Annotated in this window: 18 protein-coding genes and 4 pseudogenes; 8 read left to right on the top strand and 14 right to left on the bottom strand. The window is 34.4% G+C overall.

Annotated features, from left to right (window positions below):
- Positions 1-128 precede the first annotated feature (128 nt).
- Positions 129-893, bottom strand: a pseudogene (locus R4Z10_RS09035) (hypothetical protein); the annotation flags it as partial.
- 1,428 nt (positions 894-2,321) lie between these two features.
- On the opposite strand from R4Z10_RS09035, the gene R4Z10_RS09030 reads away from it, so the two are divergent.
- Together R4Z10_RS09030 and R4Z10_RS09025 are read left to right on the top strand one after the other, a co-directional pair.
- Positions 2,322-2,648 carry a PadR family transcriptional regulator gene (locus tag R4Z10_RS09030; RefSeq protein WP_338472844.1) on the top strand — a complete coding sequence of 109 codons (327 nt, stop codon included), beginning with the start codon at positions 2,322-2,324 and terminating at the stop codon, positions 2,646-2,648.
- Positions 2,594-3,493 (top strand): hypothetical protein, encoded by a 900-nt coding sequence (locus R4Z10_RS09025; RefSeq protein WP_338472843.1) that lies wholly within the window; start codon positions 2,594-2,596, stop codon positions 3,491-3,493. Before R4Z10_RS09030 ends, R4Z10_RS09025 begins: the two co-directional genes overlap by 55 nt.
- Positions 3,494-3,978: 485 nt before the next feature.
- Here R4Z10_RS09025 and R4Z10_RS09020 read toward each other — a convergent pair whose 3' ends face one another.
- From R4Z10_RS09020 to R4Z10_RS09000, 5 genes are all read right to left on the bottom strand, one after another.
- A complete protein-coding gene (locus tag R4Z10_RS09020; protein WP_338472842.1) occupies positions 3,979-4,116 on the bottom strand; it encodes a hypothetical protein in 138 nt (45 codons plus the stop codon).
- Positions 4,117-4,232: 116 nt separating this feature from the next.
- On the bottom strand, positions 4,233-4,553 hold the full coding sequence (locus tag R4Z10_RS09015; protein WP_338472841.1) for a hypothetical protein: 321 nt from the start codon (positions 4,551-4,553) through the stop codon (positions 4,233-4,235).
- Between the two features lie 74 nt (positions 4,554-4,627).
- A complete protein-coding gene (locus R4Z10_RS09010; RefSeq protein ID WP_338472840.1) occupies positions 4,628-5,830 on the bottom strand; it encodes a macrolide family glycosyltransferase in 1,203 nt (400 codons plus the stop codon).
- 324 nt (positions 5,831-6,154) lie between these two features.
- Positions 6,155-7,291, bottom strand: coding sequence for an anti-sigma factor (locus R4Z10_RS09005; protein ID WP_338472839.1), 1,137 nt, complete (start codon positions 7,289-7,291; stop codon positions 6,155-6,157).
- Positions 7,292-7,311: 20 nt separating this feature from the next.
- Positions 7,312-7,470 carry a sigma factor gene (locus tag R4Z10_RS09000; protein WP_338472838.1) on the bottom strand — a complete coding sequence of 53 codons (159 nt, stop codon included), beginning with the start codon at positions 7,468-7,470 and terminating at the stop codon, positions 7,312-7,314.
- Between the two features lie 1,291 nt (positions 7,471-8,761).
- Here R4Z10_RS09000 and R4Z10_RS08995 point away from each other — a divergent pair.
- A pseudogene (locus R4Z10_RS08995) lies at positions 8,762-9,096 on the top strand (tyrosine-type recombinase/integrase); the annotation flags it as partial.
- An 18-nt stretch (positions 9,097-9,114) separates the two neighbouring features.
- Here R4Z10_RS08995 and R4Z10_RS08990 read toward each other — a convergent pair.
- On the bottom strand, positions 9,115-9,510 hold the full coding sequence (locus tag R4Z10_RS08990; RefSeq protein WP_338472837.1) for a hypothetical protein: 396 nt from the start codon (positions 9,508-9,510) through the stop codon (positions 9,115-9,117).
- Positions 9,510-10,010, bottom strand: coding sequence for a hypothetical protein (locus R4Z10_RS08985; RefSeq protein ID WP_338472836.1), 501 nt, complete (start codon positions 10,008-10,010; stop codon positions 9,510-9,512). The genes R4Z10_RS08990 and R4Z10_RS08985 overlap by 1 nt, the downstream gene beginning before the upstream one ends.
- Before the next feature lie 855 nt (positions 10,011-10,865).
- On the opposite strand from R4Z10_RS08985, the gene R4Z10_RS08980 reads away from it, so the two are divergent.
- Both R4Z10_RS08980 and R4Z10_RS08975 read left to right on the top strand, forming a co-directional pair.
- Positions 10,866-12,095: an MFS transporter gene (locus R4Z10_RS08980; RefSeq protein ID WP_338472835.1), complete on the top strand. Its 1,230-nt coding sequence runs from the start codon at positions 10,866-10,868 to the stop codon at positions 12,093-12,095.
- Between the two features lie 78 nt (positions 12,096-12,173).
- Positions 12,174-12,281, top strand: a pseudogene (locus tag R4Z10_RS08975) (IS200/IS605 family transposase); the annotation flags it as partial.
- Between the two features lie 267 nt (positions 12,282-12,548).
- Here the strand turns inward: R4Z10_RS08975 and xerA are convergent.
- From xerA to R4Z10_RS08945, 6 genes and pseudogenes are all read right to left on the bottom strand, one after another.
- Positions 12,549-13,389 (bottom strand): annotated as a pseudogene (gene xerA / locus R4Z10_RS08970) (site-specific tyrosine recombinase/integron integrase).
- 281 nt (positions 13,390-13,670) lie between these two features.
- On the bottom strand, positions 13,671-14,945 hold the full coding sequence (locus tag R4Z10_RS08965) for a hypothetical protein (protein WP_338472834.1): 1,275 nt from the start codon (positions 14,943-14,945) through the stop codon (positions 13,671-13,673).
- Between the two features lie 785 nt (positions 14,946-15,730).
- Positions 15,731-16,024, bottom strand: a complete 294-nt coding sequence (locus tag R4Z10_RS08960) for a hypothetical protein (protein WP_338472833.1) — start codon at positions 16,022-16,024, stop codon at positions 15,731-15,733.
- Between the two features lie 234 nt (positions 16,025-16,258).
- On the bottom strand, positions 16,259-16,666 hold the full coding sequence (locus R4Z10_RS08955) for a hypothetical protein (RefSeq protein WP_338472832.1): 408 nt from the start codon (positions 16,664-16,666) through the stop codon (positions 16,259-16,261).
- A 594-nt stretch (positions 16,667-17,260) separates the two neighbouring features.
- On the bottom strand, positions 17,261-17,419 hold the full coding sequence (locus R4Z10_RS08950; RefSeq protein WP_338472831.1) for a hypothetical protein: 159 nt from the start codon (positions 17,417-17,419) through the stop codon (positions 17,261-17,263).
- A 587-nt stretch (positions 17,420-18,006) separates the two neighbouring features.
- The gene (locus tag R4Z10_RS08945; RefSeq protein WP_338472830.1) at positions 18,007-18,141 is read right to left on the bottom strand and encodes a hypothetical protein; all 135 of its coding nucleotides are present in this window, start codon (positions 18,139-18,141) and stop codon (positions 18,007-18,009) included.
- Between the two features lie 511 nt (positions 18,142-18,652).
- On the opposite strand from R4Z10_RS08945, the gene R4Z10_RS08940 reads away from it, so the two are divergent.
- The 3 genes from R4Z10_RS08940 (at position 18,653) to R4Z10_RS08930 (ending at position 22,979) form a co-directional block, all read left to right on the top strand.
- Positions 18,653-19,147: a hypothetical protein gene (locus R4Z10_RS08940; RefSeq protein WP_338472829.1), complete on the top strand. Its 495-nt coding sequence runs from the start codon at positions 18,653-18,655 to the stop codon at positions 19,145-19,147.
- Between the two features lie 695 nt (positions 19,148-19,842).
- Complete coding sequence (gene sda, locus R4Z10_RS08935; protein ID WP_338472828.1) at positions 19,843-20,010, top strand: sporulation histidine kinase inhibitor Sda; 168 nt, start codon at positions 19,843-19,845, stop codon at positions 20,008-20,010.
- 785 nt (positions 20,011-20,795) lie between these two features.
- Positions 20,796-22,979: a PBP1A family penicillin-binding protein gene (locus R4Z10_RS08930; RefSeq protein ID WP_338472827.1), complete on the top strand. Its 2,184-nt coding sequence runs from the start codon at positions 20,796-20,798 to the stop codon at positions 22,977-22,979.
- Positions 22,980-23,079: the final 100 nt, after the last annotated feature.

Genomic DNA, 23,079 nt, shown 5'->3' with positions numbered 1-23,079 from the left:
CTCTTTCTTCTACTAGTAAGTATTACCAATTTTATTATCATAAAATTCTAGAAGACGGGCGATCCATCTTTTTTGATAATATTTATACCTGGATTATTTTCTATTTTATAACATGTAAAGAAATTAATTTACTTTGACAAATCAATCTCTATGGTGTCCTCGATATAGATTTCTCCTTTTTCATTTTCCCTTTTTACATCAATCGTAACTTTTTCATCATTTTTCCAATAAGCGTTGAAGTTGTCAGGTGTATACATTTGTGTAGGAGTAAATTCTTTATATTTTTCTAATATGCTGCCCCTTTTCCCATAGTAGATTCTTACAGTTGAGCTAGGTTCTGGTCCTTTGGATTTTGTTATTTCTCTAAACTCAATAATATTTATTAGATTTGGAGATTCACTTGCTTTAAAAGTGAAGGAACCGAGTTCTTCTTGTACTTCTTCAAAAGTTTTTGAATCTGATTTATCATCAACAGCAGAATCATTGAATTTATTCGGTATTTTAAATTCCACAACTTCAGGTTCTTGTTCTTCGCCATATAAAGTAATCGTTGCTTCATTATCACTTTTCCAACTAACTGAAACGTTTGAGGAATCGAGATTTTTTCCATCATTGGCAATACTTTTATCTAAATGTTTCCACCAACCGTATTTAATTCTGACGGAAGATGGACCAAAGAAAAAAGCCGAACCTTTTTGAACAACTCTAATCGTATGAATATTGTTTGGAGAATGACTATTCACAAGTGTAACTTCCTTGAAATACATACCGTAAGAAAACCAGCCTATAAATAAAATGATTGGACTTAATATAAGTACGGCAATAGTAAGACATCCCCATTTTGCTTTTTTCTTTGTACTTTCAATATTTTGTTCAAGGGCTTTATCAATCGTCATTTAGGTTCTTCCTTTTAACCATTTAATCTGTAATTAAGCTTACCATGTCCTTCTTCGACTAAATGACCAGATTGTTGAATGTCTTTATTTAACTAAAGCGCTCATTAATTTAAGTATACGGTTTCACAATCATTACTTATTTATCCTCAATTAATAACCATAATCTAAAGTTAGTAATGTTATGTATTTTTTATTTTTTCTTTAGAGTTGAAATATAGTCAATACTGACCAACAAAGGGACTGCTATTTCATTACTATAAAGAACTATTTCTTTTTTTCGTGATAAATCAAATAGTTTATAATCAACAATTATTGCAAATTTCGAAATGTGTTGTTTTTTCATTTCGAACATTCGTTACGATCTTTACGTTATTTCCTTTTATTTCCACCTCAAGTAATGAATTCTCTCCTCGATCTCTAATCGAAACACATAACTTATATTTCCTTTTTGTCTCTTTATATTCATAGTTCATTCCTAACACACTTTCCAAATCAATTGTTATCTTCCGTTCATAATCAACTTGACTTTAATTCGGTAGGAAAAACTATAAAGTTTCAAATTCTATAAACCTTCTAAATATCCTTCACTTTATTCTAAAGAGGGTTTCACGAATGCTTTGATTTTATGAAAAATACATCATAAAAGAGTTGGGGATACTTTATGTAGAACGAAAAAAAACATTACTACTTAATAGCTTAAGATCTTCAATTGTAGATTTGACTGCAACTGTAGAGACATCAAATCGGTCACCTAGGGCAAAGCGAAACGTGAAAACCGTCCACACGTTTCACATTCCTCCCTCCTGGTATTTCTTAATGCGCCTGATAATTGCATAGAATAAAGATTATGGTTCGCTAAGTCCCATTGCTAATAATAAGAGCATAGCACAAACCAAAACAAAGCCGTTTCCCAGTATTCCGATTATAAAAAGAACAAGGCGCTTGGATATCACCACAGAGAATATGGCTAATAGAATACCAAGAACTGATAAATTGCAGAAAATAGTATTTCCAAAATAAATATCAGCATTTGGCCCTCTCATTATAAAAAAATATAAAACTAATTATCGTAGATAAAATAGATAGTCCTCCTAATATATAACTTACTTTTCTATTATTCAAAAGAACAACCCTCTTCTAAAATTATTTCCTATATCCTATGCCTCTTTTTTAACACAATATGGCTTGATAGTTAAAAAGGGCTCAGATTCTTATCCCACAATAGCGCCCTTTTGTTGAATAAAAAATCCGGACATTTATTAAAAAACAATATTTTCAGAATGATTATGATTCAAATGGTAATTTTTATCTAACTAATATGTTTTACAAACTAGTAATTGCATGATACAGTATATTTAACTAATATGTTTTACATACTAGTCATTGTATTAACTAGTATGTATTGCAAAGTAGTGAGGTGATTAAATGAAGGAAACGCAATTATTAAAGGGTGTACTTGAAGGCTGTGTATTATCTATTATTAAAAAACAACAAGTATATGGTTATGAACTTGTACAAATGATGCGCAATTATGGATTTACGACCATTGTAGGTGGAACGATTTATCCTCTCTTGCAAAAGTTAGAAAAACAAGGGCTAATTAAAAGTACGGAGCTTCCTTCACCAGATGGACCTAATAGAAAATACTTCTTTATTACGCCTGAAGGAGAACAACAATTAGAAGGTTTTAAAGAACAATGGAGTTCGTTGATGGTAAAAGTAAATCAGATTTTAGAAAAGAACGGAGAGTGAATGAGTTGAAAAATAATACAGCCAAACAATTAGTGGAGCAAAATAACAAGCTTAGAGAATACCTATCCCCGGAAAATAAAGTGTACTACGAAGATATTCTTCTGTATATGCGGACATTTGGATTTTTTTATGAAGAATTAGAAACAGAACAACAGTTAATGACAATATTACAAGATATTTTAGAAGCGCAAAATCATGGTGAATCCGCAGAAGAGTATTTCGGTAAAAATCCGAAAGAAGTGGTCGATCAACTAACAAAGCAATTTGATAAACCATCCTGGAAATCAATGTTTAAAATAAGCGGTATGATTTTTATAATCAGTACCTTTTACATCATTGTCAGTAGTTTCGCAGCACCCACATTACAAATAAACGTATTTGCTATCTTGTTGTCGGGGATCTTATCAATTGCAATGGTTTATGGTGTCCTTAAGTTGTTACATCTGAGTATTTATATAAAAATACAATTACCAAAGTTCGTCAAGTTTCTCATAGTATGGATCCTGGTAATGATTCCATTTGGCTTATTTTTCCTTATTCAGTTTTACGCACCGAAACAAGGTATTGTAAAAATTGCTTCCCCTATTGATTGGATAGCCATTATAGTTATATTAATCATGGCAATTTCTTATGTTGCCTTCAAAAAGAAACGAGAATTCTATGGCGGTTTAACTTTCCTTCTCGGTATTGGAACCTTTGGTTTATTATTAAGATTTCCACAAACGAAGGACTTTTTTCAAAATGGTGAAAATACACCTTTTATCGTTTTAGGTATTGTTTTGCCTATTGTGCTCTCTGGATTAATCGAATGGTTGCTTCTACGAAAAATGAAGGATGAAAATTAATTGTAAATATACTATTATTCTATTAAATGGGCCAAACATGAAATAAGGTGCAATTATTTAATTAAAAGTCCCCGACTTTTAATTTTTTTTCGTTATAGATCGCTTTATATCAAAAATTCCTATCGTACCACAAACTAATACACCTAACCCTAAAATACCTGTAAGAATCCAATTATTACCCCAGCTATTAATCAAACTAAGTAAACAACATAATGCAATAACTAACACCCATGTTTTGCTCGCTATTTTTCTGATTTTGAAGGGTTATCATTACTCAAGAATATTCAACTCCATTCCTTCTCTTTAACTCAATAGTATTATTTCAAAGTTCCATCATTTGAGCAAAACTTTATTCAATTAAATGGCCCGTTTGTTGAGTATCGTTATTAAAAGAAAGCACTGTTTACGTTAACCATTACATTCAAAATATAAAAGTGAAAGAAAAGGTTTTTCACTTCATTCTAAAGAGGCTTTAACGAATGCTTTTATTGCATTTGATGATTTAATCGGCGGCGGATTGCAAGAGCAGTTGGATGCTTAATCGTTGTCTCTGGTTGTACTATGGCAATATTGGTTTGGGCCAAAAACTTATTCTGGGCGCCCCAGTGACTCCGTTCTACCATCTTATAAAATTCTGCCTTATTTAATCGTTTGAGCGGTTACTTTTTACATCATCCGGCAACCTGTACTCACATTAAACCATGCTTTTTTTATATTGTAACGCTTTGTAACTACAAGTTTATATAAAAAATCTAATATTTGAATAGACATGTTTAAATACCCAGTTTTTAAAGGTTTGATATTCTTGTTCTTGTAATGGTTTCGGGTAAGACATTATACAAGTGAAACTGGGCTTTGCTCTTTTTGCAAGTGTTTGTTGAACATAGCCCCACTGATTAAGGCTAAATCCATTTCTTTGATAAAAACTAGCTCGTCTTTTTTCGATTCCTCCCACTGGTGGTTTGATGGTTTTGTTGAAGATTTTAATTACTATGACTTGTTGAACGAACGCCCTAGTTACTTTACCGTGTATAACTCCACAATCTAGATATTGTTGCATTACTGCAATTAAAAAAGAAGTTGCTGTCCACTAAGAAAAAGTCAACAATGATGGCAATTGAGAAGTATTTGTATTTAGATATCATATTCACTTTTAAATTCAAAAATCTCATCAACAGCTTGGTGATATCCACCCGATTTTCGAAAGGATTCCCTAATATTCACAACAGTTTTATGTAAAGTTGAGTGGTTTAACACATGATCTGCGGTTTCATGCAGTTGATTTGCTGTTAAGTTTTGCATTTGTAATTTAATACCGGCTCCGATATTGGCAACTTGTTGAGCAATTATAGGCTGATCAGCGCTTTGTGGGATTACAATTAAAGGTACTCCGTAATAGAGACCTTCATGGGTACTGTTCATTCCACCATGTGTGATAAATAATTTAGCGTATTTCAGCACCTCAGTTTGTGGAACATAATTTTTGACAATGAAGTTTTTAGGAATCTGCCCCAAATCAGCTATTTGAGCTTTTTCCCCAATAGACATAACAACAGTATGAACAGTGTTCCCAAATGCCTTAAAACAAAGCTTATAGAAATCAATTGCTTGGTTAAAGACAGTACCGAGTGAAATGTAAATTAGGCTTTTTCCCTTGATTCCGGTAAGGTCAAAGTTTTCTTGGGTTGATCGTAAAGCGATGGATGGACCTACAAATTTGTAAGTTTGATCAAATGTTTCTCCAAAGGGTTGAAACTCCCTAGTTGTATAAATGATTGTAAGTGGTGCAGGGTTACAAAAAACTTCATAAGGAGAACGGATTTCAACATCATATTTTTCTTTAACTTTTGTTTTTAGGTTTTGAAAATCATCATTTATCGTTTTAACAATTTCTGTTGGGATATTTTGTGTAGAATGTTCCAACATTTTATCAAATGATGCTTTTGTCTGTGCAAAAGAAGTACAAGAATTAATTGCCGGAAGTTTAAGTATTTGTGCAAGTAAACGACCACAACCAAACATGGAATCGTGAATGATATAATCAAAATGTTCTCCTTCGATTTGCTCCAGAACACTAGGTATCATGATATCTGCCGTATGCAAAAGACCGTTGATTCTTTCGGGTAAATAATTTCTTCCACCTGAGATAAAAGCGTTTATAAATTTTTCACCGTCAATTGTTCGTACAGTAGCTCCCGTCTTCTCAATACGTTCTCGAAAAGCTTCTATCGTAAAGTATACTACCTCTTCTCCACGCGAAATGAGCTCTTGCACAACTCCAATAGTTGGATTGACATGTCCTTCTGATCCAGCATTAATAAATAAAACACGTGCCATTATAACCACTCCTAAGAAAAAATGTGTTCTTTAGATTGTGTAAGAGTTAGTTTCACTGTCCCATACCATTTCTCAACTCAAATAATGGATTAAATTTTAATCACCTATGTAATCTAAAATTGATATCATATCTAACAATTCATTTACAAGTATTGCTAATTTCACTAAATTGCCTTTTGCTTAATAGCAATTATTTCAAATTACCGTCATTTTCATAAGAGGTCACTCAATTTAATAGCCCTTATCAAGAAAGAGCGCAATCATTAATCTGGAATCGCGCCCTTTTATGGAATAATTAACTAAATCCTTGTTTTTGAAATCTCCTTATCTCCAATTCCAAAAACTTACCTCATCAACTACTAATTCACCAACCCATTTTTCTTCTTGCAGCTTCAAGACTTCCTTTGTCGGGCCTGTGATAACGACGCCATAATGCTGAAATCCGTTATTTTCAATGTATTGAATTCGCTTTGAAAGTTCAAGTTTCTCAAATAAAAGTTTGTTCGCTTTCCGTTCATGATTTTGTAAAAAGGTTAATGTTTTCAAAAATTGCTCATGGAGAACCTCGTGATCGCCTACAGTATATTCAGGCGATGAGTGACCTTCCGATATGATCCTGCTGCCAAATAGGCCCTCTTCCTCTTCTCTGGAATCTAGAATCATATCATCATCATGCCAAATGGGATAGCTTGGAAAACCAATGGGTTCAAGAATAACTGCCCCATCCTTCCCTTCAAAACCAGTATCAACAGCGAACCAAATTAAATCCATATCTCTCCCATCAAACAGTTGAAAAACTTTCTCTGTATCAATTAATTCAGCAAAAGACAAATAAGCTGAAACGACTGTGCCTTCAGGTAGTTGCTCTAATCTCTTCCAATCTGATAAATTCCGCTCTCCTGCCCTAGGATATAAAAAGGTCGGAGTATTATTTGATACATTTCCGAAATATTCCTGTTCTGGGAAGGACATCATTGAGAAAAAAAACTTTGCCTTCACTTCCCCTACTTTTACCGTTTCATTCCCAATCGTTTTATTTAAATCCCTTACTGCTTCTAATCCAAAAAACGGGCTTGTATTCGTACTGGTCCCCCCTAAATATCCATAAGGATTCGTCACAGTCAGCGTTTGATCAATAATGTTCCTAAACACATCTGCACGATCCGGTTTCCCCCATGAATAGTACCCAGCAGTTAGAAATGTTGAAATAATAGTAAATAGCAGGATGATTCCAAGAGCAGTAAAGGCCGTTTGCAGTCTGGCCTTCCATTTACTTCGTCTTAATATCTTTTGCTGCTTCGTTTCATTGATATTAGAATCTTTCACCTGGGTACCATTTTCTTCAAGAAACTCCTGATAGGATTCTAGTTTTTCTAATTCTTTTTCGAAATCTTCTAATTCACCATCAGATAATTCACCTTTTTCATAGGCTTCCAGTTTTCTTTTAAATTCATTGTTCACCTTTCTCACCCTTCCTGTTTTCACCTTGTCTCCATTGTAATTCTCAATATAGAGATAAGCACGGAGAAGGTTTCTTGGACTAGATCCTCAGCCAGATGGTGGTCATGACAAAGAGAAAGGAGAAAGCGATAGATTTCATGAAAATAGATTTTATAAATGTCATCAAAATTTTCCTTCATCTGCTCCTCCCTTTACTAATAAAACCTGATTCGAAAGTAAAAAGGTAACAATAAATTCGCAAATTTATCAAATATATTATAAAGGTGAGACATTTTAACAATAAAATAAGCATCTGTCGTTTTGTCAGATGCTTATACAATATTCATTTTCAGATCATTACTAGATGAATAGCCTTTCACTTAAAAATGATTATTTCAAATTATGTAAGACTATTCAATGGCTTTTTCTGTTAAAAGATTGCAATTTTGTTGCAAGAATGCGCCTGATTACGGAAGATCGTTTCAAAGGTTAACTGAAGAAAAGCGCCCGATTCTTGAATATTGAAAAACACGAAAGCTACATAATAGTTCCTCAGTTTTTTGTTAAAGCTCCTGTTAGTGAAATAAGGGGGCAAAGATCAGCATTAAAACTGAACAAGTAATCCGAAAAATACTAACTGTTTTGGAAGTTTCAAGTGCACGATAGTTCACAAAGGAACTAAAATTTATGATTCAAATGTTGCCTAAGTTTGAGAATACACTTTTAAATAGATTCTCTGTTCTTTACACTTTTTATCCCGTTTGGAGGCTACTTGCCGAACTTCGATTACACAATTATATGATGCTATGGAAAAAGAGAAATCTGAAGCCTAATAATTCAATAAATTTACCCCTTATGGGTTTATTTTTCAATCTTTCCAATCGGAAAGTGTTCTGTGTTGGACAGAATGCTTTCCTTATTTAGCGTGAACATTAGCTTGGGTGAAATAGGACTTTCTATGGCGTTGAATTTATAAAATTCGGATTTTCTAAGTATATGCCCGTGAGAAAAATGAAAAAGCCTTAAATAAAGCAAATCAACATGGTATTGTCATTTACGATACAATAAAAGAAGTGGCTGAGAACCCCCACAGAGCCGTCATATCCATGATACGAACTGAAGAACAGGCAAATGTGTTATTATAGAAGAACAAGGGATTACGTCAGCGGACAGAACGAGGACCGACCATCATAACAAGTGTACTTTAGATCCTTCAACTATGAGAAAGTTAGATAAAAAAGTTGAAAAGCGGCATTTCATTTAGTAGATGCTCCTGTTTTCGGTGGTACATCCGGAGCAGGAGATGTAGTTGAAAAGTGTAAACCTTACTTCCGAGCAATAGGTGAGATTATATTTTAGTTTGGTAAGAAAGTGAGTGTGATGTCCTTGTACTTAAAATTGCTTCTAGCAACTAAAATCTTACTAACTTCAATTTTTAAACTTGTTTCTTCCATAGTCTGCCGAATAACTGACATTTCTAACAATGGACAAGATTTGGTTGTATGTTCTAAGGTTGGGACACCAATTAATCCGGCAAATTTAAAAAGGACGTTTAATAGATTAATAAAGTCGGCAGATGTTCCGAAAATCCGCTTTCATGATTTGAGGCACACACAACCTTTCTATTATCACAAGGAGTAAACATCAAATTAATCAGTGAAAGGCTCGGTCACAGCAATATAAGGATTACGCTAGAAACCTACTCACATGTATTGCCATCTATGCAGGAGGAAGCAATAAAAAAATTAGATTGTTTATCACTTAAATTACTAAGAGTTGGGATTTCGTTATATATTATCCTAATTCAAATATATATAAAACATTAGCTAAAATCGCTAATGTTTTTATTTACTATTATTTAAGTCATCAATTGCAGATATAATGGATTTAGCTTCTGCCAAGCCTTGCTGAGCCCAAGAAGGAACATTCACTCTCTTATAATCTTCTCTGATAACTATTTCGTAATCTGCCTGTTCTCTTTTCGTTCTTAATCTCTTACCTCTTTTGGAAATGTTTTCTTCCTTAGAATTCTTACCACCTAATTTTGCCAACGCATCCCAAATCTTTTTATGGGTTTCTCCACCACTTAAATCTGGTAGCTTGCCCTTTTCTTTCAGATGCTTTCTAGCCTTCATCAATGCCCCATAATACGCTCTACTAACAGCGGATCGTTTCGATGCTTCATCGCTATTTTTTATTAATTGCTCCGCTAAAACAATATACTCATTAAAATCAAACATTAAGTATGGTCTAAATCAACAATAAAATTGCTATCATACTCAGTATATTGGTCAAGGGCATGTAAAGAGGCAATGTTTTCTTCAAGTGTTCCATCGGATTTAATTAAGAAAGAAAGAATTTTAGTTCCAGCTTCATAATCATTTCGGAATGCTAACCTAAACTTAGGATTTTTAAACAATTTTTTAGATTTATCTTGTACAACTCTTATTTGATTAGTAATTGATAAATTATCAATATCATTTAGGAATGAAATAACTTCTTGTTTGTTTTCAACTGTTATGTCATCTAACTCGATAATCTGTACAACTTGTTTTAAATATTCTTTAAAGAAGCTGATTAAAACAGCCTGTTCAAACTCTTGTACTCCTACAAGGTCGCTTAACTTTTTTAATTTATGAGGATTAATATCATTTATGATTTCATTAGCAATAGTTTCCACTTGTTCAGCTAATAAATAAACCACCCCTTCACCCCCTATTATATCATATTTATTTTCCATAATTTAAAATATTACAATCCCTAACATAGCTTTTTTAGTTTTCCACTTATTATGATGTTGTAAACGTAACATATCTATCTTCTATATAAGGGGTTACTTTATCCATTAATAATTCCTTTTATATAAATTAGACAGTATTTATTCCGTGACAATTCCGTGGCCAAAACAAGAAAAAAGCACTTTCCACCGAAAGTGCTTTTTGGGATGAACCGTACTGGATTTGAACCAGTGACCCCTTGCCTGTAAAGGACGAGCCTTGTATTATTTATAATAATTTATTGTTACCGACAGTATCTGCAAATCCTTATACATCAAGGTTTTTTTAGATTTTTTGTTTTTTCATTAATTGTTAATTATTGATTGTTAATTTAATTTTGTTGCCAAATGCATGCCACGGTGGATGCCATTTTCCTAATATAAATTCACAGTAATTTGTTGATTTATAAAAGATTTGATCAAAGTCATTTAAGTGTTTATGGTACTAGGATCAGTTTCCGCCTATGTTATTCCACAATCGCGCCCTTTAATGGAATACCCCTATGATAGGGATTCAATCTGAAAATCAATTAATTCTTCTTTCATTAAAGGACCCGATAGTTTAAATGCAACAATCATTTTATTGTATAGAACCTATAACAATTATATTTTCTACTACATAATAGCCATGCATTAACGGCACAAAAATTTCTACAGGACTTAAGTATTTTGGAATTTGAACCATTCAAATCTTTTTTATTGAAATCCACCTAATATTTTTAAAAAATGAGTAAAGAATAAATTTATCATGAATTAGAAAGTAATCTTCACGTAGAATTCCCTATTTTTAGAAATAGCCTTAAAAGGTGGTCTTATACAATGGGTAAAGTAAAAGTGAAATTATGGACAAACCAATATGTCATTATTATCTTATTGTCTTTAGTCATGTTCGCTTCTTTTTATATGATTACAGCAGGTTTCCCCATTTTTGTATCAACCATGACTGACAATTCTGCGATTGCAGGAATCATGACAACGACCTTAATGTTAGCATCATTAATTACGCGCTTCTTTGCCAGTGTTATTATCCAAAAAGTGAATATGAAATGGCTGCTCATTATTGCTCTTCTTTACTTTTTGGGCACAATCGCTCTTACTTTTGTAAGCGAATCGATCGTATATTTAATTTTCATTAGAGCTATACAAGGGATTGGATTAAGCATGCTTACCACTTTAGTTTTCACCATGTCCAGTCAAATCGTTCCCAAGTCTAGGTTAGGGGAAGGGATTGTTTTTTTCGCAATGTCTACTAGCGTTGGGACAACACTTGGGCCACTCATCGCCATTTCTTATCTTGCAAATTATTCATTCCAGTCGTTACTGATGATAACTTTAGGTCTTATGGCTTTTGCATTTGTATGTAGTTTGTTCACTAAAAATCCAGTTAATACCGAAAAGGAAAGTAAACAGACGACAAAGGATGAACCTTTTTATAAGTACATGTTCGATAAGCGTGTTCTTCTTCCATGTATTTTGGTAGCCCTAAATTATATGACCATTGCAGGAACTGTCAACTTTATGGGAGCGTTTGGAAAAGAGATTCAAGTTGGGGGAAGAATTTCACATTTTTTTATATTACAAGGGATTGCTATGGTGTTGGTTCGATTTTTCTCTGGTAAAATTTTCGATCGATTTGGTCATAGAATACTGATGATCCCAGCCGCTATTTCAGGTGCAGGCGGGTTAATCCTATTGGGATTTTCTACTAGTATGTGGATGGTTTGGATTTCAGGGGCCTTATTCGGAATTGCTTACGGCATCATCCACCCCATTTCCCAGGCTTGGGCATTAACTCTTGTTCCACCTGAGAAAAAAGCAACAGCCAATTCGATGCTGCTTATTTTTATAGATTTTGGTTTGGCCATTGGATCAGTGGGGCTTGGATTCTTAGCAAACATCGTTGGGTACGGCATGACATTTAGTTATTCTGCAGCTCTTATGATTATTATTTTGGTATTGTATCTCATGGGTAGCAATAAAACGGCAGCGGATGAAGCTAAAAAGAAGAAATTATCCAGCATAAAACATCCGCGTATACAGCCAGGATAAAGCAAGATCTTCATCAGTGGGGGTTCACCCCACTGATAATTGATCACGCAGAGTCTGATTCATTCACCAATCGGATCTATGAAGACAACCGTATCATTTATTAACTAACATTTTGTTTTTTGTCCTCGATCCAGAAGAAAAATATTCCTTCGTACTGATGTGGAGGAACGTTTTAAACAATTGGTCACGTTTATTTAAAGAAGTGATATAATTCCATGTTAGTGAAAAAGCGTTCCTACTGCTGAAAGTTCCCCTTTTAACTTTAACACTTGATATTAGTAGTTGGTACTAATTTTTGGTTATTCTTAAACTAAACTCCCATTTAGTTTAAGTGTAATCCTTAACAATCTTGAATGGATTATAAATAAATAAGTGGTTACTTTCCTCAAGATTATGGCCCGATAACAAAAAAGCATGCCTTTTCATATGCATGCCTCCATTTCGGTTAAAATTTTAAAAATATTTACTATAAAAATCTTGCCTCAATTTTCCACTTAGCTGGGCATATATTCTTGTGGTCTCACTCTTCTCATGACCAAGCAAGCTCTGGATCACTTCAAAAGGTGCACCGTTATTAATCATATGTGTAGCATAGCTATGGCGTAATTGATGTGGATGAATACACTTTTTTATTCCAGCACGATTCGATATTCTTTTGATTATATATCTTAAGTTATCGATACTCATACGCCTTTTCGTCCTTCTTTCCGTAATGAATAAACAAGGTTCTTCATCATCTCGTTCATCAAAGTATCTTTTTAACCAAATGGAAACGAGTATTAAAGTACACTTCCCTTTCTTTATCACCTTTCCCATGTACAATGACTGAATTCATTGCGAAATTAATATCATCACGATTTAATTTTACAACTTCCCCAATACGGCAGCCAGTAGAATACATAAACTCAAACAGCGCATTCTCCATCGTTGTATGGCAAGCCTCTCTTAGATGTTCTATCTCTAGTTCTGAAAGGAACTTTGGAATTCTTTTACCTAATTTCGGCTCTTTTAATTTAGCAGCAGGATTTTTAGGGATATAACCTTCTTCATGTGTCCATTTGAATAGTGATTTAATGCAACGAACCCTATGCCCTAAACTAGATGGCTTTAAGTGATCTCCTACCTGTATTAGATATTCTTTTAGTTTCTCAGTAGTAATTTGACTCATTTCAATATCACCAAAAAATCGTAACAAGAGATTATATTGAAAACAATATGTTTTTAATGTAAGTTGTGAATATCCCTCAATTTTTTTATCTTGTTGATACTTTTTCCAAGCCTCTGATAATAACATTATTCTTTCACTCTCCTATGTTATAAATCAATTAATCTAGACACTATTATGTTCAAGGAGAGCCTTTTTTATACGCAAGTTATTCAACAATCGTAGACAATACCCAATTATCGAAACGTGAAAACCCTTAATAGACAAGAAGAAAGGCACTTTCTCTACTCAAGAAATGCGCCCGATTGTTGAAGATCGTTATTCAACTAACGTCCCGTTAGTTCCACAAGGAAAAGGATTAGCTACATGTGATATGATTTACTAAAAGATTTGGACATTAATAATTGACTTTAATCAAGGTCCTCGTCCTTTAATAATTCTTTCGCATTTTTACCATTAGCAATGATTTTACCCCCAACGTTAAGTTCCTTCACTTCTCCGCCTTCCAGTGCGTAACTTGTAACACCATCACCGTACGTAATAATGTCTCCTTTAACGGTCAAACTTTTAATTTCCCCCCCTGATTTAATACTTACGGCATTTGCCGCAAGTTCCATGATTACGCCTTTAACTAGGGAATTGCCAACAGACCCATAGGTTGCGACATTTTCTTCAATAATCATATTTCCAATGGGCTTACTGACTTGTATTCCAATGGAACCATCCCCATAGGTTGTGATGGATTTAAATTTAATATTTTCTACTGTACCGTCATATTGGTTAAACCCTCTCGATCCTAATCCATATGTAATAATATCCTGCGCCAGGAAATCTTTTACTGTTCCAAAATTCACAAATCCAATGCCGCTTGGTCCATAAGATATGACCGGACGATGGCTAATCCATTTTTCAACTTTTCCCCATGTATCCAGCACCATGTCATTCACACCGTAAGTCACAATCTCGTCATGATGTTCAACTATTTTTGCTTCCACGCCATACACAATGAATACTGCCGCGGTAATAATATCAGCTGTCCCATACGGCAGCATTCCATTTGAATAGACAGCACCTGTAGTTAGTGATTCTAAATTAACCTTCCCACCTTCATCGCCAAATCCACAAACAAAAATACCTGAGCCAATTACAGGACCATTTTTAATGCCTATGGAGATGTTTGTTAATTTACAATCTATTTGACTGTTGGGATCTGAATTAAAATTGTATACAGTCATTGCTCCTTGGTACACATTAACACCATACTTTTGAGGTTGCTCACTATAATGCCTTGAATCGCAAGAAGTAATATGGATATTGTTTCCATAAAGGTTAATTCTGTCCGTTCCTTGCCTAGAAATAACGGAAACCTGACCTGTAATATGCAGATTTTCAAAGACAAGATTCCCCATATCCGGAATGCCACACACTGTATAAACGGCTCGGTTTGTTTGTTTTGTCATTACAGTTAGGTTTGAGATGGTATTGTTGCGAGTCACTCCAAAACCATCACTATTATTGAAGCTTACTATACATGATTCAATATTTTTTCCAGTTAAATGATAGCCTTCAGGTATAGTGATTGAATGAGGGGAAAGAATGGATCCTTGTACTTCCAAAATTTGCGGCACATTCTCAGAAATAGCATTCAATAATTCTAATAATGTAGTTATTTTTGTTTTTTTCATTTTTAACATTCACCCTTAAATTTGTTCTACTTATCATAAAGTTATGCTGTCCAATTTTTAGAGTGGTATCCTTTCTATAAATAATTCCCGATATCCTATCCGATAAATTTATTTCACTAACCTGCATCTAAAGTTTAAGTAGAATCATTCACAAACACCATACTATTATTACCCTAAGTAATTAATTTTTCTTGATATTCTTCCTTCATTATATGGCCCTTTCATGCGAAAAACGCAGATCCATACTCTGGAAATGCGCCCGTTTGTTGAAGATCAGTGGCTACTGAAGATGGCTCGCACTTATTTAACTCTAGCACCCGTTAGTTGAAGAAGAAAATATATCTCTAAATCACTATTGGGTTTCCAATGGTAACCCAATAGGTAATACCAATTATAAAATATATTATCACTGCAATTGGTATTCCAAGACTAAATAATATTAGTTTCTTTTTCTCTTTATTCTCTTTTAAAGCATTAAAGTGAATACCTAATGTAATGATAGACACTATCATAATAGCAGTGTGTAAAAATGATGTGAATTTAAATATTGGTTCATTGACAATGAAACTGTAAATAACAGAAATTAGAATAAACAAGGATGTTAAAATTGCTAAATTAGTGTTATTAAATATTTTCATCTTTCATCCCCTTTCTTAAAAATCTTCTTAAACTAACCTGCCGCTTTAGTTCAAGAAGAAAAAAGCTTCACTCCTTCTTGAAGTAAAGCACCCGTTAGTTCAACAATGTTACTCAGTATTGTTTACCATAATGTTGATTGTGCATATTCAATTTATCTCCGTCAATCTCCATGGTTGATTGTCTTTTTTCTCATATTTAGAAGCGTACTCTTCATCAACCTCTAAGTTTTCCCATAAAACTTCACTATCAACGAAAAGCTTAAATGCTTCCTTTTTTGTTTGATTGTTCGGGTCATATGCTTTAATCCAATACTCTTTGTCGCTTGTATGACCTTTTTCAGTTACAACTAACAGTGAAGCTGAGTAAGTTGATGAGACATGACCACAAGAACTTAGCAACAATAAAACGACTATCATTAATAGACTATGAGTTCTTTTCATCATTTCACCCCATTCATAAAGATTCTTCCCATTAACATTACAATATCCCATTATTCTGTTCCTGTATTATGTCGAATTCCTCATAAGACAATCACTTTGACATTCTCCCAATAATACCTCCTTGTGAAACTAAACTGCTTCGTTAGCACAAAAAAAAACGATTGCTCTTGAACAATCGCCCCCGATAGTTGAACAAATAAAGCTCCAGATTAGCAGCGATATATATCATTATAATTATTTAGGCGTAACTTTAAAAACTGTTTTCCCGTAATGTTTGATACCTTTCTTTTCCCATTCCAATTCAAACTCAAGTCGGGAATTTTCCTTCGAATAAACGCTGTCCTTATAATCAGCACTTCCAGTTGTCAGTATTGGTTCCAAAGGTTTAAGTTCATTATAAGTAACTTTGGTTTTATCATAATATATAACAGTGACATTAACAGGCGTATCACCGAGGAATTCTAATTGTGTGTCATATACCCAGTTGTCAGTTTCTTTTCTGGGAATTACAGATATATCCCATTCCTCTATATTTTGCTTTAGGACCTGTTTGACAGTTAAATTATCTGGTATTTCGGGTACATTCTGACAACCAATTAGGATAAAAACTAACCACATAAGCATAATAATGTTTTTACGCATAAACCCTCCTCAAAAATAAATGGTGCAGTACATATTCGGTGGGGAAATTATAAATCCTTCTTGAGCTAACCTGCCTCTTTAGTTTAAGTGTACTTCTTCACAATATCCATTAGCTTTACTAAACAATCTGGCCCGATTGTTGAGGATCGTTATTAAAAGAAAGCACCGTTTACTTTACCAATTACATACAAAATAAAAAGTTAAAGAAAAGGGCATTCCTTACTTTCACTCCAATCTAAAGAGTGTTTAACGAATGCTTTCATTTTTAGAAAAAGTACAACATAAAATAGTTGGGAATACCTTATTTAGGAACGGAAAAAACATTATTACCTAATAGCTTAAGGTCTTCAATAGTAGAATCGTAAGAAAATTAACCTATTAGGAAATACCACCAACGCTAGAAAAATTACTAAAAAGCCCAATTCCTCACACATTAAAACTGAGAAATTAGGCTTTTACCTGTAAACTCATCATAACGACCGATTATGAGTTATAGAAAATACGATATATAATCACTCCCCCTCGAAAAATAGAGATTCTTACTCTGTTCCTATTTTCCAAAACGATACTCCATTAAGAGAATGAACAATTTGATTATCTTTGTAAAATTTCACGATTTTTCTCTATTAGTTCTTGATTTTTAGCTATTATTTGCTTTATGGCCAGATGCAGCTCATTACCGTTAGTTTCATAGTTATTTTTAAGGCTTTCAACTAAGTGAGGTACTGATGGCTTATTCTTTTCAGTATCCATTACATTTCCCCCTCTAGCTTCACTTTACTTTAGTATAAACGATAGAAAACGTTATTTATATTACATTTACATTAATTTTCAAAAAAATACGAAAACTATTAACGTAATATACCGTTTCCTTGTCACAGAGGCTATTGGAACACACTTAAATTGTGTCTCATCCCTTGAAAGTTTAAGACAGGCACAAATAAATTTTCGTTGAAAAAGCCCACTTACCACTCCCTAACTTCCTTGGTCTTCTCAATGGAGACAAAGTAGTCTTATATTGATTCCTCCCTTTTCTTTGCTATACAAAATATTAAAAAATTAGCAAATAGGAATATTTAACAATACAACCATTACTATTTTTGCTTATGGTCTCTTATCTTAGATTTCAACAGACGTAATCAAAAAAGTTGTGGGAGCCTTAATCATAAACCTGTTTTAATACTATTAGAAAACCCCCACTTATCTTTTGATTCGTGTTTTGTTTCCTAAGATCTATGTGGCTTTGCTTTTATTGAAAAAAGTTTTTCATCCAAGATTCTTCTGAAGGGGCATTCACTCGTTTATTTGTTTCACGATAACGATTAAAAGAACGATTCAAACTAATCACAGTTATCTTCTTCCTGATAAGACTCAGATGCTGTTAATTCACTACAATTCCAGCAATAACTTCTAATTCTTTCCCATTTGGAAAGTGGTTCATCGCAATAAATACATATAGAGTCATACTTTTCCAATGTGAAACACCTCCTCTGTCAGAAAAAAAGCGATGAAAACCATCAAATTTCTAAGAGAGAAATGTTAGAATTGGGATAGATTATGTTCCGAAAGGTCTTACTATAAGTTGCTTTTTTTATTGGAATGATTCCAATAGGCCCTCTCCTTTCAACTGAGTTTATACACGCTTCACAGCAAATATCGTAAACCTCATCAAAATGAACAAACGACATTATTCAACACACCCCCTTTCTTTTATATTAGCTCTTATATACCTTAAAAAATGTAATAGTAAACCCGATTTGACTATATTTTTACAATTTTCACACTATTTAAATTTCTAAATCGACTTTTATATATTTTTAATTGAATTAGCACTATTCAACTCGGGTGCTAACAAACTTCTCAACTTTAATTTCTTTAGGATAAAATTTCGGCCTGTCTTTCTAGTTACCTAACCAATCAACAAAACCCAAATGACATACCCTAATCCCAACACAGTGCTTTTTTAAAAAAAGGGGGAATATGGGTATGTACCAATATAGGCCTGTATTATTAAGGAGTCAAAGACAGCCATTTCATAACCAAATTTCGGCATCGCCATTCATGCCCCAACTCAACCAAACAAATCGTCTTGGAGGACCAGAAAGCTGGAGTGGGCTAGTTAATCCAGCAGGTTTGTGGAATTCAAGTGGTTTAGGGAATCTAGAAAGTTTAGGATATCCAGGTGGTTTAGGGAACTTCGGTAATCTAGGTTATGCAAATTGGATGGCACCAGTAAATCAGACGGGTTTCAATCCTCTTGGACAATTGATGGGGCTTGGAGGGCCTGGAGGTCTAGGAGGTCTTGGGGGGCCGCCAGGCTGGGGAAATTATGGAAATCCAATGGGCTGGATGGGCTTAGGGAATAATATCGGCCAAGGTCAGCCAGGTATGCTCGGGGGGTTGTTCAACCTTGGAAAAGGCACCATAGGCGGACTCGGAATGCTCAGTAATCTTATTAACCTTGGGAAATTCTTCTATTAAGAAGGCTTTATGAGCAACAACAGGTGTTGTGACCTCAAAAATTAAGATTCTAGATATGATAATTAAGTTTCAGCAAGTTCCACAAGCCAAACTGTTTTGACCTAGGAAAAGAAAAAAGCCCTGTCCTATAAAAGGCGGGGATTTTTTTAGGTTTGTATATGTTTATACTTCTCAAAAATTAACTTCACTAGATATAAGTCCTTAAGCGAACAGTGCCTAGTACTATTCTCTTAAGAGGAAACCTGTTATCAAAATTCACTTATTTCATTTTTTAACTTTATTAATTCTTACTCAGAAAGGTCTGTCATTTCTACAATCAAGTCCAGATCCTCCCCCACAATCATCTTCATTTGTTAAAAACCCGTACCATTTGCCATACGGTCATTCATATCAACTACGTTTGTTTTCTCTTGCCTCGTAGGGACAAAGGGAGATGATCAATCGCAACCCTCTCTTGCCCCGTCAAAAATTTATAGCTTTCATTGTAATCAAAAAGAGATCATTGTAATGTTTTTTTAATTCAACAATTAAATGCGTTTGAATAAACACAATAAATTATAATGTGCAAAAATGATGTAAATTAAATTACATATTTTTAAATTTTGTCATAAACATTTGATCACATTGTAAAACCCCAGATGGTATTTCTCGTGTATGATAAATATAAAAAACTTAAATTAACAAAGGTGGAAAATATGGAACTTCAAAGTTTATCCGATGAATTATTGATATATACGTATTTAAAAGCAACCGAAATCCAATTAGACCATTCTTTTACAAGTTTATTGTATAACGAAATTGAACACAGAAATATTCTTGATCTGCTAGAAAGTATTACAGAAGAAGAGCTATGTAGACGTTGAAACAAACTACTCTACTTTTGGGGTTTCGACATTGATAACCCAAAAAGTCGATTTAGAACGAAAGAAATTACATCAAAAAATATATTGTGAAGCATTTTACTTATCATAGCGATGGACTAAGGAGAGATGTCGCTATTACGAACTGGCAGGTTGTTGGAGTGGAATGAGTTGCTGCGGCGGCTCTTTTTTATTTTTGGTTTAAAATAATCCCCCGTTAACCCCAACTTCCCTCAATGGGGGTTTCTATCATCCCCCACTGATGAAAAGCCCGAAGCCTGCAGACTGCTGGTCACGTAGACGTTGCCGGGCGTATTTAGTCTATGTTTATTATTGCGGAGCTTTACGGGCAGTTGATCCCCCACCTATCTTCTTTTAATACTTAAAATCTTGAGGTTGGTCTAACTGCCTGTTTAGCCTGATAAAGTTAAGAGTTCTTACGCCCCTATATAAATAGGCTCAAGTAATTTAACATCCAACTGTAGATTTGTAGAGCTTGATCAACTTTGTAACTTTTAGTTGAGGGAATTTATCGTTTGTGATAGCTAGAATGATATTAAATGCGAAGATTAATGAAAGAGGTAAATATAAGTAGGAACTAGTTATAGAAGGAATGGTAGAAAAGATTGAACAGCGCCAATACTTTATTGTACCACTCGTTCTTCAAACCGTTATATAGGAGTTCTTGAAAAAGGTGACTTGAGATTAAATCACATTAAACTCTCCTATCTACACAAGCTTTTTATCTTATATTAACTTTAATTGTCTTTAAATGGGAGAGAATAGGAATGTCAGAAGAATCGTATCAGTCTCGTGTGGAACGAAAAAAAGCGGAAAAAGCAAACAAATATAAACAAAGAAGTATAGGTAAACCGTTAAAGGGATCGTTGTTTAAAAAAATAGTCATTGTCTTTTTAGTACTCGGTCTTGTTTCAACAGGAGTAGGAGCCATTACGTTAGCTTCAATGATTAAGGGTACACCTACCTTTGATTCTACTAAGCTAATCGATCCGCTTTCTACTAAATTTTATGATAAAGACGGAAACTTCCTTTATGAATACGGGAAAGAAAAACGGACAAAAATTACGTACGATCAAGTGCCAAAAGTGTTGGAACAAGCCTTTATTGCCACTGAGGATTCCGGATTTTACGAACATTTTGGGATCGACCTTAAACGGACGGCCAAGGCCATTTTCGTGAACATAACCGGAGATTTCGGATCTCAGGGAGGTAGCACGATTACACAGCAAGTCATTAAAAATTCTTTTCTGTCGCCAGAGAAAACGATTAAACGTAAAGTGCAGGAATGGAACTTAGCGTATCAGTTGGAAAAAAAATATTCCAAGCAGGACATTTTAATGATGTATTTAAATAAAATCTACCTTGGAAACCGCTCTTACGGAGTGGCTGCCGCAGCGAAGTATTATTACGGTATAGAGCCCGATGATTTGAAAGAAATGACGCTTGCGCAAGCGGCGATGTTGGCTGGATTGACACAGAGTCCGAACAATTATGATCCAACCATACAGGAAAACAAAGAAGCCGCCACAAACCGCCGTCACGTTGTATTAAGCTCGATGCTTCGAGAAGGCTATATTACGGAAGAACAATTGAAAGAAGCAGAAAAAGTTCCTGTAACAGAGGGACTTGTAGCAAGAAATACGCAGCAAAGTATGCCATATGAGGCATTTTTGGATGCAGCTGTGAAAGAGGTTCAGGGAAAACTGAAAGATGTGGACATCAGCGAGGACGGATTGTCGATTTATACAACGCTGGACCCACAAGCACAGGAATTTGCAGACAAAATGATGAATACCAATGAAATCATTGCCTATCCGGATGCGAATATTCAGGGAGCATTCGTTTTATTAGATAACAAAACGGGTGAAGTCAGGGCAATCGGGAGTGGTCGAAATGACTATAAAGCTCAATTTTTAGGCCACAACATGGCGGTCGATATTAAACGTCAACCTGGATCCATCTTTAAGCCGATTTTTGATTATGGACCGGCGATTGAAAACTTAAAATGGTCCACTGCTCATTTGATTAATGACCAGAAGACAACTTATTCATCGGGTGAACCTATTTCCAATTGGGATAATCAACATCATGGAATGATGACGATACGGACGGCACTGCAATATTCATACAATATCCCGGCACTACTTACATTAAGAGAAGTTGGGCTGGATAAGGCTAAGAACTTTGCAGAACAACTAGGCATTACGTTTAAAAATAATGAAGTATACGAATCCTACGCGCTCGGCAGCAATACCGTTAGTCCTTTAGACATGGCAGGAAGCTACAGTGCTTTTGGAAACAACGGTTTATACAATAAACCGCATTTCGTCCAAAAGGTTGTCCTTGCGGATGGCACAGTCGTTAATTTTAAGGAGAAACCAAAACGTGTTATGCAAGATTACACGGCCTATATGGTAACTGATATGTTACGCACAGTCGTAAATGCTGGGACAGGAAAAACTGCAAATGTTCCCGGACTGGATGTTGCCGGGAAAACAGGCACAACCAATTTCGATGAAAAAACTCGAGCAAAATATGGATATCCAAGCTCTGCTACAAATGATAGCTGGTTTGCAGGATACAACCCTCAATACACCATGGCTGTCTGGACGGGTTACGCTCGAAACGGACAGGGTAACTATATGAGTGGAAATACGACAAAAATACCACAGTTAATGTTTAAAGCAATGATGGAAAATCTCGGAACGGATACAGCAAAATTTCAGCAACCAGAAAGTGTCTACAAAGTGAACAATGAACTTTATATAAAAGGAAATGATTCTGCAGAAGTTCCACCTAAGAATCCTAAAAATGGCGGAAATAAAGAGAAGCTCAAAAAGGAAGATAAGAAACTCAAGAAAGAGGAAGAGAAACTCAAAAAAGAAGAAAAGAAACGCATAAAAGAAGAAGATAAACAAAGAAAAGAGGAAAAGAAACAAAAGGATGTTTAGAGAGATATTTTTTTCTTACGATTGTTCCACTTAATTAAGACAAAAGATTAGTAATCGGAAAATCTCGTTAAATTCAAATATATTTTAACAGATTAAATGC

The organism is Niallia sp. XMNu-256 (genome assembly GCF_036670015.1).
Taxonomy (GTDB): domain Bacteria; phylum Bacillota; class Bacilli; order Bacillales; family Cytobacillaceae; genus Bacillus_BD.
Note: the sequence above shows the minus strand (reverse complement) of the source record. Positions and strands in the feature narration are given on the sequence as shown.

What these genes read in the sequence shown, in the direction of transcription:
- R4Z10_RS09020 (WP_338472842.1), bottom strand. Translation starts at nt 4,116, where the DNA reads ATGGTAGAACGGAGTCACTGGGGCGCCCAGAATAAGTTTTTGGCCCAA.
- R4Z10_RS08980 (WP_338472835.1), top strand. Translation starts at nt 10,866, where the DNA reads ATGGGTAAAGTAAAAGTGAAATTATGGACAAACCAATATGTCATTATT.
- R4Z10_RS09015 (WP_338472841.1), bottom strand. Translation starts at nt 4,553, where the DNA reads ATGCAACAATATCTAGATTGTGGAGTTATACACGGTAAAGTAACTAGG.
- R4Z10_RS08940 (WP_338472829.1), top strand. Translation starts at nt 18,653, where the DNA reads ATGTACCAATATAGGCCTGTATTATTAAGGAGTCAAAGACAGCCATTT.
- R4Z10_RS09000 (WP_338472838.1), bottom strand. Translation starts at nt 7,470, where the DNA reads ATGAAGGAAAATTTTGATGACATTTATAAAATCTATTTTCATGAAATC.
- R4Z10_RS08930 (WP_338472827.1), top strand. Translation starts at nt 20,796, where the DNA reads ATGTCAGAAGAATCGTATCAGTCTCGTGTGGAACGAAAAAAAGCGGAA.
- R4Z10_RS08950 (WP_338472831.1), bottom strand. Translation starts at nt 17,419, where the DNA reads ATGGATACTGAAAAGAATAAGCCATCAGTACCTCACTTAGTTGAAAGC.
- R4Z10_RS08965 (WP_338472834.1), bottom strand. Translation starts at nt 14,945, where the DNA reads ATGAAAAAAACAAAAATAACTACATTATTAGAATTATTGAATGCTATT.
- R4Z10_RS08955 (WP_338472832.1), bottom strand. Translation starts at nt 16,666, where the DNA reads ATGCGTAAAAACATTATTATGCTTATGTGGTTAGTTTTTATCCTAATT.
- sda (WP_338472828.1), top strand. Translation starts at nt 19,843, where the DNA reads ATGGAACTTCAAAGTTTATCCGATGAATTATTGATATATACGTATTTA.
- R4Z10_RS08990 (WP_338472837.1), bottom strand. Translation starts at nt 9,510, where the DNA reads ATGTTTGATTTTAATGAGTATATTGTTTTAGCGGAGCAATTAATAAAA.
- R4Z10_RS09010 (WP_338472840.1), bottom strand. Translation starts at nt 5,830, where the DNA reads ATGGCACGTGTTTTATTTATTAATGCTGGATCAGAAGGACATGTCAAT.
- R4Z10_RS09025 (WP_338472843.1), top strand. Translation starts at nt 2,594, where the DNA reads ATGGAGTTCGTTGATGGTAAAAGTAAATCAGATTTTAGAAAAGAACGG.
- R4Z10_RS09030 (WP_338472844.1), top strand. Translation starts at nt 2,322, where the DNA reads ATGAAGGAAACGCAATTATTAAAGGGTGTACTTGAAGGCTGTGTATTA.
- R4Z10_RS08960 (WP_338472833.1), bottom strand. Translation starts at nt 16,024, where the DNA reads ATGAAAAGAACTCATAGTCTATTAATGATAGTCGTTTTATTGTTGCTA.
- R4Z10_RS08985 (WP_338472836.1), bottom strand. Translation starts at nt 10,010, where the DNA reads ATGGAAAATAAATATGATATAATAGGGGGTGAAGGGGTGGTTTATTTA.